Origin of the sequence: Latilactobacillus graminis DSM 20719 (genome assembly GCF_001436415.1) — a bacterium.
GTDB classification, from domain to species: domain Bacteria; phylum Bacillota; class Bacilli; order Lactobacillales; family Lactobacillaceae; genus Latilactobacillus; species Latilactobacillus graminis.
Window position 1 is genome coordinate 37619 of sequence record NZ_AYZB01000006.1, and the last position, 17203, is coordinate 54821.

At 40.5% G+C, this 17203-nt stretch carries 14 protein-coding genes; 2 read left to right on the forward strand and 12 right to left on the reverse strand.

From position 1 onward, the window contains the following. Window positions 1-14 precede the first annotated feature (14 nt). Entirely contained in the window at window positions 15-1952 is a 1938-nt protein-coding gene (locus FC90_RS03210) for a PTS fructose transporter subunit IIABC (RefSeq protein ID WP_057907869.1), read from the forward strand. A gap of 38 nt (window positions 1953-1990) precedes the next feature. On the opposite strand, the gene FC90_RS03215 is transcribed toward FC90_RS03210, so the two are convergent. The 7 genes from FC90_RS03215 to FC90_RS03245 form a co-directional block, all read right to left on the reverse strand. Further along, window positions 1991-3331, reverse strand: coding sequence for a replication-associated recombination protein A (locus FC90_RS03215; RefSeq protein WP_057907870.1), 1341 nt, complete (start codon window positions 3329-3331; stop codon window positions 1991-1993). Continuing rightward, complete coding sequence (locus FC90_RS03220) at window positions 3328-5868, reverse strand: AAA family ATPase (RefSeq protein ID WP_057907871.1); 2541 nt, start codon at window positions 5866-5868, stop codon at window positions 3328-3330. Before FC90_RS03220 ends, FC90_RS03215 begins: the two co-directional genes overlap by 4 nt. Beyond that, entirely contained in the window at window positions 5840-6340 is a 501-nt protein-coding gene (locus FC90_RS03225; protein ID WP_057907872.1) for a MarR family winged helix-turn-helix transcriptional regulator, read from the reverse strand. The genes FC90_RS03220 and FC90_RS03225 overlap by 29 nt, the downstream gene beginning before the upstream one ends. 198 nt (window positions 6341-6538) lie before the next feature. Beyond that, the gene (locus tag FC90_RS03230) at window positions 6539-7378 is read right to left on the reverse strand and encodes a YitT family protein (protein ID WP_057907873.1); all 840 of its coding nucleotides are present in this window, start codon (window positions 7376-7378) and stop codon (window positions 6539-6541) included. Between the two features lie 173 nt (window positions 7379-7551). Then, window positions 7552-9330, reverse strand: coding sequence for an excinuclease ABC subunit UvrC (gene uvrC / locus FC90_RS03235; protein ID WP_057907874.1), 1779 nt, complete (start codon window positions 9328-9330; stop codon window positions 7552-7554). A 69-nt stretch (window positions 9331-9399) separates the two neighbouring features. Next, entirely contained in the window at window positions 9400-10131 is a 732-nt protein-coding gene (locus FC90_RS03240; RefSeq protein ID WP_057907875.1) for an amino acid ABC transporter ATP-binding protein, read from the reverse strand. Continuing rightward, window positions 10124-11587, reverse strand: a complete 1464-nt coding sequence (locus tag FC90_RS03245; protein WP_057907876.1) for an ABC transporter substrate-binding protein/permease — start codon at window positions 11585-11587, stop codon at window positions 10124-10126. The genes FC90_RS03240 and FC90_RS03245 overlap by 8 nt, the downstream gene beginning before the upstream one ends. Window positions 11588-11722: 135 nt before the next feature. On the opposite strand from FC90_RS03245, the gene FC90_RS09410 reads away from it, so the two are divergent. Further along, window positions 11723-11875, forward strand: coding sequence for an SPJ_0845 family protein (locus tag FC90_RS09410; RefSeq protein ID WP_164477408.1), 153 nt, complete (start codon window positions 11723-11725; stop codon window positions 11873-11875). A gap of 57 nt (window positions 11876-11932) precedes the next feature. On the opposite strand, the gene FC90_RS03250 is transcribed toward FC90_RS09410, so the two are convergent. The 5 genes from FC90_RS03250 to tuf all read right to left on the reverse strand — a co-directional run bounded on the left by FC90_RS03250 (window position 11933) and on the right by tuf (window position 17167). Further along, window positions 11933-12226 carry a nucleoside triphosphate pyrophosphohydrolase family protein gene (locus tag FC90_RS03250; protein ID WP_057907877.1) on the reverse strand — a complete coding sequence of 98 codons (294 nt, stop codon included), beginning with the start codon at window positions 12224-12226 and terminating at the stop codon, window positions 11933-11935. After that, a complete protein-coding gene (gene yihA, locus FC90_RS03255) occupies window positions 12226-12825 on the reverse strand; it encodes a ribosome biogenesis GTP-binding protein YihA/YsxC (protein ID WP_057907878.1) in 600 nt (199 codons plus the stop codon). Before yihA ends, FC90_RS03250 begins: the two co-directional genes overlap by 1 nt. A gap of 198 nt (window positions 12826-13023) precedes the next feature. Continuing rightward, a complete protein-coding gene (clpX, locus tag FC90_RS03260) occupies window positions 13024-14277 on the reverse strand; it encodes an ATP-dependent Clp protease ATP-binding subunit ClpX (RefSeq protein WP_057907879.1) in 1254 nt (417 codons plus the stop codon). Window positions 14278-14482: 205 nt separating this feature from the next. Further along, the gene (tig, locus tag FC90_RS03265) at window positions 14483-15778 is read right to left on the reverse strand and encodes a trigger factor (protein ID WP_057907880.1); all 1296 of its coding nucleotides are present in this window, start codon (window positions 15776-15778) and stop codon (window positions 14483-14485) included. A gap of 198 nt (window positions 15779-15976) precedes the next feature. Continuing rightward, on the reverse strand, window positions 15977-17167 hold the full coding sequence (gene tuf / locus FC90_RS03270; protein WP_057907881.1) for an elongation factor Tu: 1191 nt from the start codon (window positions 17165-17167) through the stop codon (window positions 15977-15979). Between the last annotated feature and the right edge of the window lie 36 nt (window positions 17168-17203).

Genomic DNA, 17203 nt, shown 5'->3' on the forward strand with positions numbered 1-17203 from the left:
AAAGGAGACTTATTATGAACATCCAAGATTTACTCTTAAAAGATGCGATGATCATGGATTTACAAGCAACGACTAAAGAAGCCGCCGTTGATGAAATGGTTGCCCGCTACAAAGAGATTGGTGTTATCACAGATGATGCCCTCTATCGTAAAGATATTTTGGCCCGTGAAGCCCAATCTTCAACCGGGATTGGCGAAGGGATTGCAATGCCCCATGCAAAAGACAGTGCCGTTCAACGCGCAACGGTTCTATTTGCTAAAAGCCAAAACGGTGTTGCATATGACGCACTAGACGGCCAACCCGTTTACCTGTTCTTCATGATTGCTGCGCCAGAAGGGGCCAATGATACCCATTTACAAGCTCTAGCTGGTCTTTCATCCCTTTTAATCAATCCACAGTTAGTGGCTGATTTGAAACAAGCCCAAACACCAGAAGACGTGCAAACCCTTTTTGCTAATGCCCAAGCAGTTAAAGATGCCAAAGATGCTAAGGAAGAAGCTGAAGAAGCCGCTAAAGCACAAGCCGCAGCCGCAACGCCAGCTAATGATCAAAAACCATTCATCGTTGCTGTCACAGCCTGCCCAACTGGGATTGCCCACACTTACATGGCCGAAGCGGCTTTGAAAGAAACCGCTGTTAAAATGGGCATCGACATCAAAGTTGAAACAAACGGTTCTGAAGGCGTTAAGCATCAATTGACTGCCGACGATATCAAGCGTGCAACGGGTGTCATCATCGCTGCCGACAAGAAAGTCGACATGCCTCGTTTTGATGGTAAACATCTCTTGAACCGTCCCGTTATCGACGGGATCAAGAAACCAGCTGAATTGATTCAAAAAACATTGGATGAAGAAGGCTCAATCTATCACGCAACTGAAAGCCAATCAAGCGAAGAAGCTTCAGCTGACAAGAAAACCCTTTGGAGTCGCATCTACCAAGATTTAATGAATGGTGTTTCAAACATGTTACCATTCGTTGTCGGTGGTGGGATCTTGATGGCCATCTCATTCCTTTTAGAACAAACCGTTGGCGCACACTCAACCACTTTTATTTTCTTGAACTCATTAGGGAATAATGCCTTTAACTTCTTAATTCCTGTCCTTGCTGCGTACATTGCGATTTCAATCGGCGATCGTCCGGCCTTAATGCCCGGATTTGTCGGGGGCTACATGGCCAGTCAAGCAACAGCGAGTGTCCTCGCTTCAAAGAGTCCAGCCGGATTCCTTGGCGGTTTAGCTGCTGGGTTCATCGCTGGTTGGGTCATCGTTGGTTTGAAGAAAGTCTTCAAGAACTTACCACAAACCCTTGATGGTTTAAAACCAATCTTAATTTTCCCCGTATTAGGACTATTGATTGTTGGCTTTATTATGTACTTCATGATCAACCCAGTCTTTGCTCAAATTAACCTCTGGTTGAGTACTTTCCTCACCCACTTAGGGGCTGGTAATGCGTTATTACTTGGCGCCATTTTAGGTGGGATGATGTCCGTTGATATGGGTGGTCCTTTCAACAAGGCTGCTTATACCTTCGCAATCGGTGTCTTCACAACAACTAAAGATGGTTCATTGATGGCCGCTGTCATGGCTGGTGGGATGGTCCCACCATTGGCGATCGCAGTTGCTGCTTCATTGTTCAAAAATAAATTTACTGGTAACGAACGTAAACAAGCACTGGCTAACTATGTCTTAGGGATTTCCTTCATTACTGAAGGGGCAATCCCCTTTGCAGCATCAGATCCACTACATGTCATTGTTTCAAGTGTGATCGGTTCAGCAATCGGTGGTGGTTTAACCCAATTATGGCAAATCACTGTCCCTGCACCACATGGTGGGATCTTCGTGGCACCACTTGCCAACCACGGTCTACTCTTTGTGTTTGCCGTGTTAATCGGAACATTTGTCAGTGCCTTAATTTTAGGGCTCTGGCGGCCAGTTGCTAAAGAAGCATTATAATCACAAATAAAGAGCTTCAGTCAAATGACTGCAGCTCTTTATTTGTTTTGAAAATCTGTATTATGTGTTTGCTTCCATTTGTTGATGTAATCCAAACGTTGTTTCATGCGAGTTTCATTACCTTGCTCAGTTGGCCGGTAATAGATGTGTTCGGCAATGCTTTCGGGGCGCGTTGGCATCGTTGTCAACTTATCATCATAGAAATGTGCGAGTTGATAGCCTTTACCGTAGCCGACTTCCTTCATCAATTTAGTAGCTGCATTGCGCAAGTGCAATGGCACTGGTTCATCAATGGTCTTTTTAATATCTTTTTGAACGGCAGTCCGCGCTTTATAAGTTGCATTTGATTTAGGCGCGAGTGCCAGATAAATCACGCACTGCGTTAAATGAACGTCGCATTCCGGTAACCCAATAGCCTGACAAGCTTGAAAGACGTTCATCGCTAAATTCAACGCATTGTTATCGGCCAGACCAATGTCCTCACTTGCAAAACGGACAAGCCGCCGAGCGATATAAAGCGGATCTTCGCCACCGTCTATCATCCGTCCTAACCAATAAATTGCTGAGTCGACGTCACTATTACGCATCGATTTATGCAACGCCGAAATAATATTATAGTGTTCCTCACCGTCCTTATCATAATAGGCGGTTTTCTTATTCAGTAGTTCCCCTAGTAGATCACTGTTGACAGTCACTTGATGGTCTTGCACATCACTATTAATCACTAACATTTCCAAAATATTCAATGCAGTCCGCGCATCTCCGTTGGAAAAAATAGCAATTTGTTTTATTAAATCATCACTAATGTATACTGTCAACTCAGGAAATGCCGTGGGCGCTTGCAAGACATGCTGTAATAATTCTATAATATCCGTCTCGGTAAGCTGCTTTAAGACGAAAACCCGCGTTCTTGAAAGTAGGGCTGAATTAATTTCAAATGAAGGATTTTCGGTAGTCGCTCCAATTAACGTGATACTCCCCTTTTCAACATACGGTAAAAATGCATCCTGTTGGGCCTTATTGAAGCGATGAATTTCATCAATAAAGACAATTGTCCGTTCACCAAGTTGGCGGTTAGTTTCAGCTTCATTCATGATCTTGCGGATTTCTTTAATCCCATTCATTGCAGCACTGAACGTCATAAACTTTGAAGCTGTTTTGCGCGCAATGATTTCTGCTAGAGTAGTCTTGCCAACCCCTGGCGGTCCCCAAAAGATCATTGACGTTACTTGGTCTTTATCAATCATTTCACGTAAAAATTTGCCTGGTCCAACTAAATGTTTTTGCCCCACAAAGCTATCTAAATCGGTCGGTCGTACGCGATTAGCCAACGGCGCATTCATTGCCATTTCTTGGTCAAATAAAGAAGTTTGCGTCATTTCACCGTCCCCTTGGTCGCTAATAGATTGTACTTTTTAAAATGCGCACGTAAGTAATTCAAGGTTAAACTCTGCTGATTAGTAGTCACCAGCTCAAATGGATTTCCCATTGCCATTAATTGTCCACCTTGGCTACCGCCTTTCGGGCCTAAATCAATCAGATAATCGGCGTTTGTCATCAGATCAAGATCGTGGGTAATCATGATAATCGTGGCCCCCTTAGCCTTTAATTGATTAATCACGCCCATCAATGTCTCGACATCCCGTGGGTGTAAGCCAATCGATGGTTCATCGAACACAAACAACGTTCCATTGCGTTTTTTATTTAAGTGTGTGGCTAATTTTAAACGTTGTGCTTCACCACCTGATAAACTCGGGGTACTCTCACCGAGATGGAGATAAGCTAACCCAATTTCCTTGAGAGTTTTGAGTTCTTTCAAAATATTAGGGACCTCTGCAAATACAGGTAATGCTTCTTCAACGGACAAATCTAAGCAATCAACGATGCTATAGCCATGCCACTTGATTGCTTGAATTTCCGGTTTATAACGCTTACCATGACATTCTGGACAAATTTCTTCCATGTCGGGTAAATATTGAATATCCAAGATAATGCTACCTAGCCCACCACAATTGGGACAAGCCCCTTCTTTATTGTTATAGGAAAAATGTGCAATCCCGTAATTATGTGCTTGTGACTCCGGTAAACGCGCAAACAATTTGCGTAGGTTAGTCATGATACTGGTATAGGTTGCTAAAGTTGAACGCGTATTTTTCCCGACTGGTTTGGCATCAATACTGACAACTGCGGTTAGATCCGTCGTCAATTGTGAGACTTGTTGCGGCAAAGACTGATGTTGATGCTTAGCTTCAATTGCAGGCACTAAGCTATCTAAGATCAAACTTGTTTTACCGGCACCTGAAAAACCTGAAATTGCGGTGATTTGATTATCTGGCACCTGAATCGTCACATCATGTAAATTAAAATAGTTATCGACCGTCAAGGTTGTAGCATGCATACTAGTTTGCGACGATACCTTGGGATACAAAATATTAGCGCGACCTGCAATATATGGTCCAATTAGCGACTGCGGATTCTGCATTAAATCAGCTGGTTTACCCTGTGCAATAATTTGACCGCCTTTACGGCCGGCTTCTGGTCCAATCTCAATTACCCAATCAGCCTGGCTGATGATATTGACTTCATGATCCACAACCACTAATGAATTACCTTGTGCTACTAATTGGCGAAAAATATGGATTAAACCTTCAACGTTATCCGGATGTAATCCAATCGACGGTTCATCTAACACATATAATACCCCGGTTGTTGCGGTCCGCAACGTTCTTGCTAATTGAATCCGCTGCAACTCTCCAGTTGATAACGTATTCCCATTACGGGCTAGCGTTAAATAATCTAATCCTAGTTCTAATAGAGGTTGTAGTGTTTCTGATAAATTTTTAAAGAGAATCGTCGCCATTTGTTGCATTTCTTCTGGTAAACCAGCTTTAGTAACTGTCATCCAATCTGCTAAAGCCCCCAATGTTAAATCAGCAACCTCCGCGATATTTTGACCACCGACCAATTGGGTTAACAATTGTGGATTTAATCGCGTCCCATGACATGTCGGACAGGTTGAAAAGTGAAAAAAGGAATTGACCTTAGTCATCGCCCGATCACTTTTTACCGATTTTAACGACGCATAAACTGCGTCATAAGCATTTTCGTAAAGTGTGTTTTCTGTACTAAAAACCCGCCCCGTTGAGGTGTGAAAATCAACAGCATATTTGCCACGCTTGCCATGTAAGACGGTTGCTTTTTCCTTGGCCGTTAAATCTTTGTATGGTATATCGATCCGAACCCCGAGGTGTGCTGCTACCGTTGGCATAAAGTTACGTCCTGGTAAGCGCCAAGACGCAATCGCACCATCTTCGATACTGAGGTTTTCATCCGCAATAATTTTACGGTCATCTAAGGTTTGAATCTGGCCTGTTCCATGACACTCTGGACAGGCACCGCCCGAATTAAAGGCGAAATCTTCGGCTGATTTAGCCATGAATTGCACTTGGCATGTCGGACAGGTAATCATCCCCATTTTATCACCAGCTAAATCCATCGCCTGGGCAATCTGTAAGCTTGGTTGAACAACATGCCCATTGGGACAGCGAGTTGTACCCAACCTTGAAAAAATTAACCGAACAACATTGAAAATCTCACTCATTGAACCAACTGTTGAACGTTCCGACGGCATACTTGGTCGCTGTCGGAGCGCGATTGCTGATGGAATATGCCGCACTTCTTGTACTTGTGAACGTTTATTCTGACTAATTCGACGCCGAGTATACGTCGACAATGCTTCTAAATAACGGCGTGATCCTTCGGCATATAAAATTCCCATTGCTAACGAACTTTTTCCTGATCCTGAGGGACCTGATATCGCGACAAATTGGTTTAGTGGAATATCAACGTTAATATTTTTTAAATTATTGACGTTTCCACCACGTACTTCAATTTTTGTTGGTTGTTTGACTATCATTATTTACCTTCTCATCTTTTACTTGACGGTTAAATAGACCCGCTTCTGCTTCTAAATTTGCTAAAATCCGCTCTAAATATTCATCAACGGCGATAACCTCCGCGTCTGAAAAACCCTTGTAGAAAACTGCACTCAATCGTTTACTGATATACTCACCAACTTCTTGTTGGCTAGCACCCAAGGGCGTTAAATCAAAAACCCGCTTGCGCTTATCAATTAGAGATTGCTCACTCACTAATAATTGCTGGTCTTCGAGCCGGTGCAACATCAACGACAAACTACTATTAGCTAGTCCAGTAACTTGCGCCAATTCAGTAGCTGTTTGCGGATGGTTATCCCATAATGCTGACAAAATTTTCCCTTGCTCCGCATTATACTGAGCCCGTGGATCAGCTAGTAAATAACGATTAAATAATCGCGTATTAAACAGCCGAATCTTTAGCGTTAAGTAACCACCTCTTTTAGTTTTCATTTCATAACCACCCGTTTATTTAATAATAATGCCAACTATATATTACTATATAAAACTAATTTTGGCTAATTAAGCTATCCCTTGCTATTCTAAAAAAAATAAGGTCCCCGATTCAGCACCGCCATCTAGGACCTTACTTTATTTTAACTCACTCTAATTAAAAACCGATATTTTTAGCCATTTCTGGTTGTAGTATTTTTACAACAATTGTTTCAACTGTGCGGCCTGTACACTACGCACCTCTTCGACAACTACCAAGGCTTTCTCATCAATTTGTGATACGACCGGGACCAAGGTCGCTAATTGTTTGGCAGTACAAATAACATATAACATTGGTTGCGCTTTTTGACGGTAATAGCCCTGCGCCTTGATTAGTGTAATTCCTTGGTTAAACTGTTCTGAAAGTGTGGTAGCAATGGTCGCATACTGATTTGAAATAATTGTTACAGCACGTTTTGCACCAAACTTTGCTAACAATTTATTCAAAACAACAGCTGATAAGTACAGTTCAATAATCGTTAGTAACATATTTTGAAAGCCGATAATCACCCCTGACGGAATGGCCACAATTAGATCAAAAAAGAGCATTGCCGATCCGTTGGGGATCCCTAAATAACGATTAACAATCTTTGCCAAAATCGTACTGCCGGCAATCGTCCCTTGACAGTGAATGATAGTTGCCATGGCAATCCCCATCAAGACACCCCCGATAACAGCTGGAATCAGCGTCTGGGTTGTTTGATAATGTACAATATGCGGTAATCGTAAAAATAAAGAAATCCACAGTATCGCCCATATCGAATACCCAATCGTCTGTCGCTCTAAATACCGATAGCCAACCGCAATCAACAACCCATTTAAAACTAAATTCGTTATGGCCGGTGGAATAGCTAGCGTATAATATCCAAGCGCTGTTAAACCGGTCACACCACCTTCACCAATTTGATGCGGAATCAAAAAATCGTTAATAGCCACCGCATAAATTAATGCACCAACAACAATCCCCAAACCGTTTTTAAAAATTATTTCTCTTCGCATGCCGATCACATCTCCAATCAAACTAACACAAGCGTACCATATTTAAACTGCTAGCTAAAAGTGCAATTTAAAGTGCAGCATCATTTCCCCTAAGATAAACACTCACCTTCTATCAATCATTACCGAAAAAAACGTTCGGTAAACCAAATCGTATTTGGCTTGCCGAACATCTTTTAGAGGGATAATTTAATCGTCTGTGCGACTGTTTTCGAAATTCCAAGTGCTTGTAATTCTTCAAGAGAAGCTGCTTTGATGTGTTTCATTGAGCCAAAATTTTTCAATAATTTCGTCCGGGTCCTAGGGCCAACCCCCTTAATATCATCTAATTTTGAGCTTAATGAATTTTTTCCTCGCAATTGACGATGGAAGCTAATCGCAAAGCGATGAACTTCATCTTGAATCCGCGTCAATAGATAAAAGCCCTGACTCTTAGGATCTAATTGAATTGTTTGTTCAACTGCCCCATACAACAAAGAAGCAGTTTTATGATGATTATCCTTAACCATTCCGGCCACTGGAATCGAAAGCCCTAATTCATTTTCTAAGACATCCTTCGCTGCATTCAGTTCAACAATCCCACCATCCATCAAAATTAAATCTGGCAATGGTTTATCTTCTTTAAGCAATCGTGAATACCGTCTAAAAATAACTTCACGGGTATTGGCATCTTCATTAGCTCCTGACCGTTGTGCAGTCTGTGTTAATTTGTACTTACGATAACGTTTCTTTTCTGCACGGCCATCAACAAAGACGACCATTGCCGAAACTGGATCGGTTCCTTGAATATGCGAATGATCAAAGGCTTCAATAACATGACCATGTGGCAATCCAAGTGCATCCATGATTTCGTCTTGGGCACCGACTGTCTTGCGATTGTCGAGTTCTAATAACCGGAACTTCTCTTCCAGTACCAAGCGACTATTTTTTTGTGCCATTTCCAACAACGCCTTCTTTTCCCCACGTTGGGGAGTCCGGATCGGAATGCCTAAAATTTCGGTGAGGACCTTTTTTTCAACGCCTTCAGGAACCAAGATTTCACGAGGTAACACGTTATTCTTCCGGTTATACCATTGAAGGATAAAAGTTGCCAATTCTTCTTCGGGTGTGTTAACACATGGAAAGAGACGCTTTTCGCGCCGAATTAATCGTGCTTGGCGAATAAAGAAAATTTGAATCGATAACCAGCCCTTATCCAAATAAAATGCAAATAAGTCGCGCGGCGTATTATCATTCGAAATAATCTTTTGTTTTTCAACCGTTGTTTCAATATAGTGCAGTTGATCGCGTAATTCCGCAGCACGTTCAAATTGCATCGCTTCTGCGGCAATTGTCATCTTAGCAGTCAATTCTTTTTTAACTGGATCCACTTGACCATTCAAAAAGCGTTTGATCTCTTTGATTTGGGCTGTATAGACGCTCTCAGGTACTTCTTTGAAGCAAGCCCCTAAACACTGCCCCATATGGTAGTACAGGCAAGGCCGGCCTTGATGGCCCTGACAACGTCGCAATGGATATACCCGCTGCAAAAAGCGTAACGTTTCTTGAGCAGCATAAACATCAGGATACGGTCCAAAATAAAAACCACCATCTTTTTTGACATCCCCAGTAATCAGCAACCGTGGATCACGCTCATTAGTAATTTTAATATATGGATAACCAGTTCCTCGCTTAAGCTTAATATTAAAATAAGGCTGGTGTTTCTGGATTAACGTAATTTCCAATAAAAAGGCCTCTTTATTTGTCGAGGTAATAATCGTTTCAAAATCGACAATTTCAGAGACCAATTTGGCCGTTTTTCCTTCATGGCTACTCTTAAAATAAGAACGCACGCGATTTTTTAGATTTTTTGCTTTGCCCACATAAATAATCTTAGCATTAATATCCTTCATGATATAACAGCCAGGTAATGCGGGTAAAAGTGCTAATTTATGTTCAATGTGCTCACTTGCCAAAAACACCACTCCCTTAATTCAAAACAAGTGTTCGTTTTTATATTCTACGTGTTTTTGGTTAAATTGCAACTATTGTGCTAAGACCTGGGCTAAGAATTGTTTGGTCCGTGGCTCTTGCGGATGATCAAAAATCGCTTCCGGAGTCCCTTTTTCAACAATCTGACTATCAGCCATGAACCAAACTTCATCAGCTACTTTACGAGCAAACCCCATTTCATGGGTAACAATTACCATTGTCATCCCTTCTTGCGCTAAATCCTGCATAACTTTGAGTACTTCACCAACCATTTCTGGATCAAGGGCCGAAGTAGGTTCATCAAATAATAAAACATCAGGCGACATGGCTAGCGCGCGCGCAATCGCAATTCGCTGTTTTTGGCCACCAGAAAGCTGCTCACTATAAGCATCCGCCTTATTCGCCAAGCCGACCCGCGCAAGAAGAACCTTGGCCTTCGCGATTGTTTGATCGAGTGATTCTTTTTTAACTTTTTGTGGTGCCAACGTTAAGTTCTCGAGTACTGTTAAATTAGGAAACAGGTTAAAGTTTTGGAAAACCATCCCCATCTTCGTCCGAATTTGATCAAGTTGTTTTTCAGACAACGTCATTAAGTCTGTCCCTTCAAAGAGAATTTGACCACTTGTTGGATCTTCTAATCGATTTAAACACCGCAGCAACGTGCTTTTACCACCACCTGAAGGCCCGATGACAACAATCACTTGACCATCTTTAACTTCACCACTGACACCGTTTAAAACAAGATTATCACCGTATTTTTTAACCAATTGATTAATCTTAAGCATGTTGCATCTTCCTTTCTACGTAGTTCAAAAGTTTAGAGAGACTAAAGGTCATGATGAAATAAATCACCATTGCAACAAAAATTGGTGCAACCCCTTTATAAGTTGCCGATTGAACCACCTTTAGCTGATATATTAAATCAGTGACACCGATAATTGAAACGATTGAGCTTTCTTTAATTAAGGAAATAAATTCATTCCCCAAAGCTGGCCAGATATTCTTCAGTGCCTGTGGTAAGACAATATAGCGCATTGTATCCCGTTGTGACAAACCCAGACTCCTTGAAGCCTCCGTTTGGCCAGCGTCAATCGCATTGAGCCCCGAACGAATAATCTCGGCAACATATGCTGCACTATTTAAAGAAACGGCGATGACCCCTGCTACAAGGGCTGGAATATTAACCCATAAGCCAATCCCGAAGTAAACGAACATGATTTGAATCATCAATGGCGTCCCGCGTACAAATTCGATATATACTAGTGCCAACCCCCGCACTACCTTATTCTTAGCCAATCGACCAAATGCCAAAAGGCCACCAATCAAGATTCCAATCGCAATTGAAACGATGGTGATGAATAGTGTGTAGCCAATTCCTTTAGCGAAGTATGCCCAATAATGCCACATGCTGGTGTTGTGCGTGTTGATTTTCATGAGTTGACCCGCATTTTTTAAATATTGGGGAATTAATTTTTGTTTTTTTATTTGATCGATACTTTTATTAGCGGCTGCGACCAAGGTTGGCGAATCCTTTGGAAAGGCAATTGCTGAGCCTTGCATATCTGTGCCTAAATCAAATTTTCCATCAATTTGAACAAGCTCTGGATCATTGCTTGCATAGGCAGTTGCAACTGGCTCTTCAGCAACGATGCCATCAATCTTATGACTCTTCAAAGCCAGGACCAAATCCGGGACTTTAGCTAACCCCGTAATTTGAGCCCCTTTAATTTGTTTCTTAGTTAATGCTTGTTGTAAGCTACCAGTTTGAACGCCGATTTTTTTACCGATAAAACTATTTTTGGAATGATAATCCCGCGTATCTGTCTGATTGATTAAGATTGACTGTCCGCCAAGATAATAGACGTCTGAAAAATCAACACTTTTACGCCGTTCATCAGTTGGCGACATCGCCGAAATAACCATATCGACTTTCCCAGTTTCTAAACCAACTAATAACGCATCGAAATCCATCGACTTAACCACTAATTTAACCCCTAAATCATGCGCCAATTTCTGTGCGACCTGAATGTCCATACCAACCACTTGATTCTTACCCTTTTTATTCACTAAAAATTCATATGGTGCATAATCCGGACTAGTCCCTAAAATCAATGTTTTTTTTGCTTGTACCTGACTAACGGTTTGTCCAGCAGCCAAAACCGATTGTTGATGATTTATAAAATACATAGTTAATAACATGCATGGAATACCAACGAGTATGAGTAATTTTTTGATCTTCATATTAACTCCTCCTGTAATTAGTACCATAATACATCTTGTTACATAATTATTCAATATTTATTTATAAATTATGAATAATTGGCGAAACTGTTATTATTTGGTATGATGGATATAAGTTAGAAAAGGGGGATAACAATGGGCTTAAAAGTAACTAATAAAACCGACCTCACTGGTCTATTCGATAAATTTGCTTCATTACCAAGTGAACGTGAAGCCGTTCAAGAAAAGGTTAACGAAACCGCCGACAGATTAAAAAAGGCGAACACTGCCAAAAAAGATAAAAAATAAGCACCTAAAAAGGGATTGAACAAATTGATTTTTGTCCAATCCCTTTTTTGATGATCACTATTCAACATGTTTTTCTGGATATCGTTGCTTTAATTGTTCAATATTTTCCTGGGCAACTGTATCAAAATCAACATTGTTCCATTCCGCAATTTGTGAAAGGTACCATAGAACATCGCCAATTTTTTTAGACATCATCTTTTCATCTAGTGCATGGCCTTGAAACGCATATTTTTTAACGATATCAACCACTTCACCGCTTTCACTTGCCAAACCCAAGGCTAAATTAGTCAATACTTGTTCATTACCATATAACGTTCGATTGGCTAACTTTTGATACTCATTAAATTCCATTATGCATGTCCCCCTAAATCACATTGCTTTTCTATCCATTCCCAGACAATGTCTTTACCAGCCCCTGTGAGGGCACTGAAACAGACAAATTGATCAACTGGATTAAAATCAAGTACCTCTTTAATAATCTTTTCTTGACGATTCCATTTACCTGTTGAAATTTTGTCCATCTTAGTTGCAACAACTAAAACTGGAATCTCATAATACTTCGCAAAAACATACATCGCGATATCATCATCAGTTGGTTCATGACGGCCATCGATTAGTGAGATTAGGCCCTTTAGATTTGAGCGGCTAGTCAGGTAAGCTTCAATAATCTGACCAAACTTTTCGCGTTGTTTTTTAGATACTTTCGCATAACCGTAACCTGGAACGTCGACAAAGTATAATTCATTTTCAACTCGATAAAAGTTCAACGTCTGCGTCTTCCCCGGCTTACTAGAGGTCCGTGCGTAACTCTTACGATTGATTAATTTATTAATCAATGACGATTTACCAACATTTGAACGGCCAGATAACGCGATTTCAGGTAATTGATCAGTGGGGTACTGTGAAGCAGCTACCGCACTCATCACCATTTCAACATCATGTACTTCCATAATAACCTCCGATTATTTCCTTCGACTGTTAGTTTAGCATAAATAAATTATTATTGCGCCGTTGACATATTTCAAAATTCATGGTTACTCGCCTATATATTATTAATGAATTCGTGTTATCACAACGTCTTAATGGTTTATATCACAAAAAAACTGCCAAAACAAATGTAACTTTGCCTCGACAGTTTCCATAAATTCTTACGATGCTTCTTGACCATCCGTTAAAAAGAGTTGTGGTTTGGTTGTACCAGCCACCGCTTCTTTAGTCACTAAAACTTTAGCGACATCTTCACGACTTGGAATATCAAACATCATGTCCATCATAACTTCTTCGATAATTGAACGTAACCCACGCGCACCAGTGTTGCGTTCAATTGCTAAATGCGCAATTGCATGCAATGCTTCCGGCGTAAATTCAAGTTCAACATTATCTAAAGCCATCAACTTGCTATATTGTTTAACCAGTGCATTTTTAGGTTCTGTCAAAATGCGTACTAAATCATCTTCAGTTAATTTTTCCAAAGCAGCAGTAATTGGAATCCGCCCAATAAATTCAGGAATAATCCCAAATTGCATTAAATCTTCGGTTACAATTTGTTGCATCAAGCTTTGATCTTCATTAGTTATTTGCTCATTGTTACTTCCAAAACCAATTGTCTTTTCACCTATTCGGTTTTTGACAATCGTTTCGATGCCATCAAAAGCCCCACCGATAATGAATAGGATATTGGTGGTATCAATTTGGATTAACTCTTGTTGTGGATGTTTTCGTCCGCCTTGCGGTGGCACACTAGCAATCGTTCCTTCAAGAATCTTCAAGAGGGCTTGTTGGACCCCTTCACCAGACACATCACGCGTTATCGAAACGTTTTCGCTCTTCTTAGCAATCTTATCAATCTCATCGATATAAATAATCCCGCGTTCAGCACGGTCTACATCAAAATCTGCATTTTGTAATAATTTTAAAAGAATATTTTCAACATCTTCTCCAACGTAACCCGCTTCGGTTAAAGTCGTCGCATCAGCAATCGCAAATGGGACGTTTAAAATTCGTGCTAAGGTTTGTGCCAGGAAGGTCTTCCCTGAACCAGTTGGTCCAATTAAAGCAATATTACTCTTTTGTAATTCTGTGTCGCCTTCTTCGGCTACCGACATTTGGTTAACCCGTTTGTAGTGGTTATAAACAGCAACTGATAAAGCCTTTTTAGCTTCTGTTTGACCAATCACATAGTCGTTCAAAATGGCTAGAATTTCTTGTGGCTTAGGCACTTCTAATAAGTCGCTAAAGGCCTCGTCTTTAAATTCTTCATCAATAATTTCTTTGCACAGGTCGATACATTCATTACAAATATAAACCCCAGGGCCAGCCACAATCTTCTTCACTTGATCTTGTGACTTCCCACAAAATGAACACGTAACGGGTCCATTAGTTATTTCTGTATCATCTAGCATATTGGGATTCTCCCCTTTCTCGATATACGCTCCGTCGTGGGACTCCAAAAATGGCCCCGAACAACGTAACTCAGACTATAGCATAACTACAGTTTAGAATAAAGTAAAGTTACTCACCCACTACAGATGGCACAAAAGCGGGTCCAAAGTAAATACCTTGAACCCGCTTTTCGCATCATTTAAAGCTTGTATTCATTAGACCAACTTACTTAGCGTCTTTAACTTCAACAGCTGAATCAGCAATGATATCGATGGCTTTTTTAACACCAATATCATGCTTTAACATGTCGTCTGACAAGACACTGCGAACGGCAGATTCTTCCATGTTGTATTGTTCAGCTAAGCTCTTAAGTTCTGCAGCAACTTCTTCTTCAGTTGCTTCGATGTTTTCAGCTTCAACAACGGCTTCGAGGACAAGACTTGTCTTAACCCGTTTATCAGCATCACTAGCGAATTGCTTTTTCAAATCATCTTCAGTTGTCCCAGTGATTTGATAGTACATCTCAGGATTAATCCCTTGTTGCTGCATGTTACCCAAGTATTGTTGTAATTGATTATTGATTTCTTCATCAATCATTGCTTGTGGTAAATCAGCAATTGTTGCATTTTCTGTTGCTTTAGCAACTGCTGTATCTTGGATAGCTGTATCGGCAGCATCATTTTTTTGTTGTTTTAACTCTTCACGAATTTTTTCTTTTAATTCATCGAGTGTATCAACACTTTCATCAATATCCTTGGCAAATTCATCATCCAATTCAGGTAGTTCTTTAGCCTTTACTTCATGAATGGTTACCTTGAAAATTGCTTCCTTACCAGCTAATTCTTCTGCTTGATAATCTTTAGGGAAAGTAACTTTCACATCAACGTTATCATCTGCCTTGTGTCCTACTAATTGATCCTCAAAACCAGGGATGAATGAATTTGAGCCAAGTTCTAATGAATAGTTGTCTGCTTGACCACCATCAAAAGGTACGCCATCAACAGAACCTGCATAATCAATCACAACTGTATCGCCGTTTTCAGCTGCTGTGTCTTCTTTGAGCACTAACTCTGCTTGACGTTCACGCCGGCTTTCGATTTCTTGATCGACGTCTTTGATTGTTACACGCCGGCTTTGTTTTGGTACTTCTAAACCTTTATAATCCCCTAAAGTCACTTCTGGTTTAACAGTAACTTGTGCAGTAATTAACCAAGGTTCGCCCTTTTCCATTTTTTCAACGTTAATTTGTGGTTGATCCACTGGTTGAATAGCCGCTTCTTTGACAGCTGCATCATAAGCATCTGGTAAAATCGCATTCAAAGCGTCTTCATAAAGGGCTTCTTCACCGTACATCTTGTTAAAAATTTGACGTGGCATTTTTCCTTTACGGAAACCAGGTGTGTTAATATTTTTACGAACACGTTTGAACGCTATGTCCAAACCTTCACTAATTTTATTTAAATCAATTTCAAAGGTTAGTTCACCATCATTGGCGCCCTTTTTTTCCCATTTTGCTGACATAATTTCCCTCCGACAGTTATATTCACAATCTATCAATTGCATACTTAATTAGCATAAACTATTTGCATGAAATTGTAAATATTTATCGGTCCAAAAACGGATAAAACGCGATTTTTTTAAGATTCCATGATGTTTTTAGTCAAAAAAAACCGCCGTCAAAATTGACAGCGGATTTTCGGATATTCAACTAACTGAAAATTAGTCTAAGATTTCACTAACGACACCGGCACCAACAGTACGGCCACCTTCACGAACAGTAAACTTAAGACCCTTTTCAATAGCAACTGGTGAGATTAATTCAACAGTAAATGTTACGTTATCACCAGGCATAACCATTTCTACACCTTCTGGCAATTCGATAACACCTGTTACATCAGTTGTATGGAAGAAGAATTGAGGACGGTAATTTGAGAAGAATGGTGTATGACGGCCACCTTCATCCTTGCTCAAGATATAAACTTCACCCTTGAACTTCTTGTGAGTTTGGATTGAACCTGGTTTAGCTAAAACTTGGCCACGTTCGATGTTTTCACGATCAACACCACGTAATAAAGCACCAATGTTATCGCCAGCTTGTCCTTGATCCAAGGTCTTACGGAACATTTCCAAACCAGTAACAGTTGTCTTAGCAACTTCTTCTTTTAACCCAATGATTTCAACTTCATCACCGACAGTAACTTGACCACGGTCGATACGACCTGAAGCAACAGTACCACGACCAGTAATCGTAAATACATCTTCAACAGGCATCAAGAATGGTTTGTCTGTATCACGTTCTGGTGTTGGGATATATTCATCAACAGTAGCCATTAATTCTTCAACAGCTTTAACGTCATCAGGATTGCCGTTCAATGCACCAAGTGCTGAACCACGAATAACTGGAATATCATCACCAGGGAAATCGTATTCAGATAATAATTCACGAACTTCCATTTCAACTAAGTCCGTTAATTCATCATCATCAACTAAATCAGTCTTGTTTAAGAAGACGATGATGTAGTCAACACCAACTTGGTGAGCAAGCAAGATATGTTCACGTGTTTGTGGCATAGGACCATCAGTTGCAGCGACAACTAAGATAGCACCATCCATTTGAGCAGCACCAGTAATCATGTTTTTAACGTAATCAGCATGTCCTGGGGCGTCAATATGTGCATAGTGACGGTTTTCTGTTTCATATTCAACGTGGGCTGTGTTAATAGTAATACCACGTTCTCTTTCTTCTGGAGCAGCATCAATGTTTGCATAGTCTTGAGCTTCAGCCAAGCCTTTGTCTGCCAACATCTTTGTGATTGCTGCTGTTAAAGTTGTTTTCCCATGATCAACATGTCCAATAGTACCAATGTTAACGTGGGGTTTTGTTCTTTCGTAATGTGCTTTTTCTGCCATTAAAACGAACCTCCTGTATTTTCGCAAGAAAAAATC

Coding starts and splice junctions, on each gene's coding strand:
- FC90_RS03240 (WP_057907875.1), bottom strand. CDS start 10,131: ATGCTTAAGATTAATCAATTGGTTAAAAAATACGGTGATAATCTTGTT.
- FC90_RS03250 (WP_057907877.1), bottom strand. CDS start 12,226: ATGGAATTTAATGAGTATCAAAAGTTAGCCAATCGAACGTTATATGGT.
- yihA (WP_057907878.1), bottom strand. CDS start 12,825: ATGGAAGTACATGATGTTGAAATGGTGATGAGTGCGGTAGCTGCTTCA.
- FC90_RS09410 (WP_164477408.1), top strand. CDS start 11,723: ATGGGCTTAAAAGTAACTAATAAAACCGACCTCACTGGTCTATTCGAT.
- tuf (WP_057907881.1), bottom strand. CDS start 17,167: ATGGCAGAAAAAGCACATTACGAAAGAACAAAACCCCACGTTAACATT.
- FC90_RS03225 (WP_057907872.1), bottom strand. CDS start 6,340: ATGAAAACTAAAAGAGGTGGTTACTTAACGCTAAAGATTCGGCTGTTT.
- clpX (WP_057907879.1), bottom strand. CDS start 14,277: ATGCTAGATGATACAGAAATAACTAATGGACCCGTTACGTGTTCATTT.
- FC90_RS03245 (WP_057907876.1), bottom strand. CDS start 11,587: ATGAAGATCAAAAAATTACTCATACTCGTTGGTATTCCATGCATGTTA.
- FC90_RS03220 (WP_057907871.1), bottom strand. CDS start 5,868: ATGATAGTCAAACAACCAACAAAAATTGAAGTACGTGGTGGAAACGTC.
- FC90_RS03215 (WP_057907870.1), bottom strand. CDS start 3,331: ATGACGCAAACTTCTTTATTTGACCAAGAAATGGCAATGAATGCGCCG.
- FC90_RS03230 (WP_057907873.1), bottom strand. CDS start 7,378: ATGCGAAGAGAAATAATTTTTAAAAACGGTTTGGGGATTGTTGTTGGT.
- FC90_RS03210 (WP_057907869.1), top strand. CDS start 15: ATGAACATCCAAGATTTACTCTTAAAAGATGCGATGATCATGGATTTA.
- tig (WP_057907880.1), bottom strand. CDS start 15,778: ATGTCAGCAAAATGGGAAAAAAAGGGCGCCAATGATGGTGAACTAACC.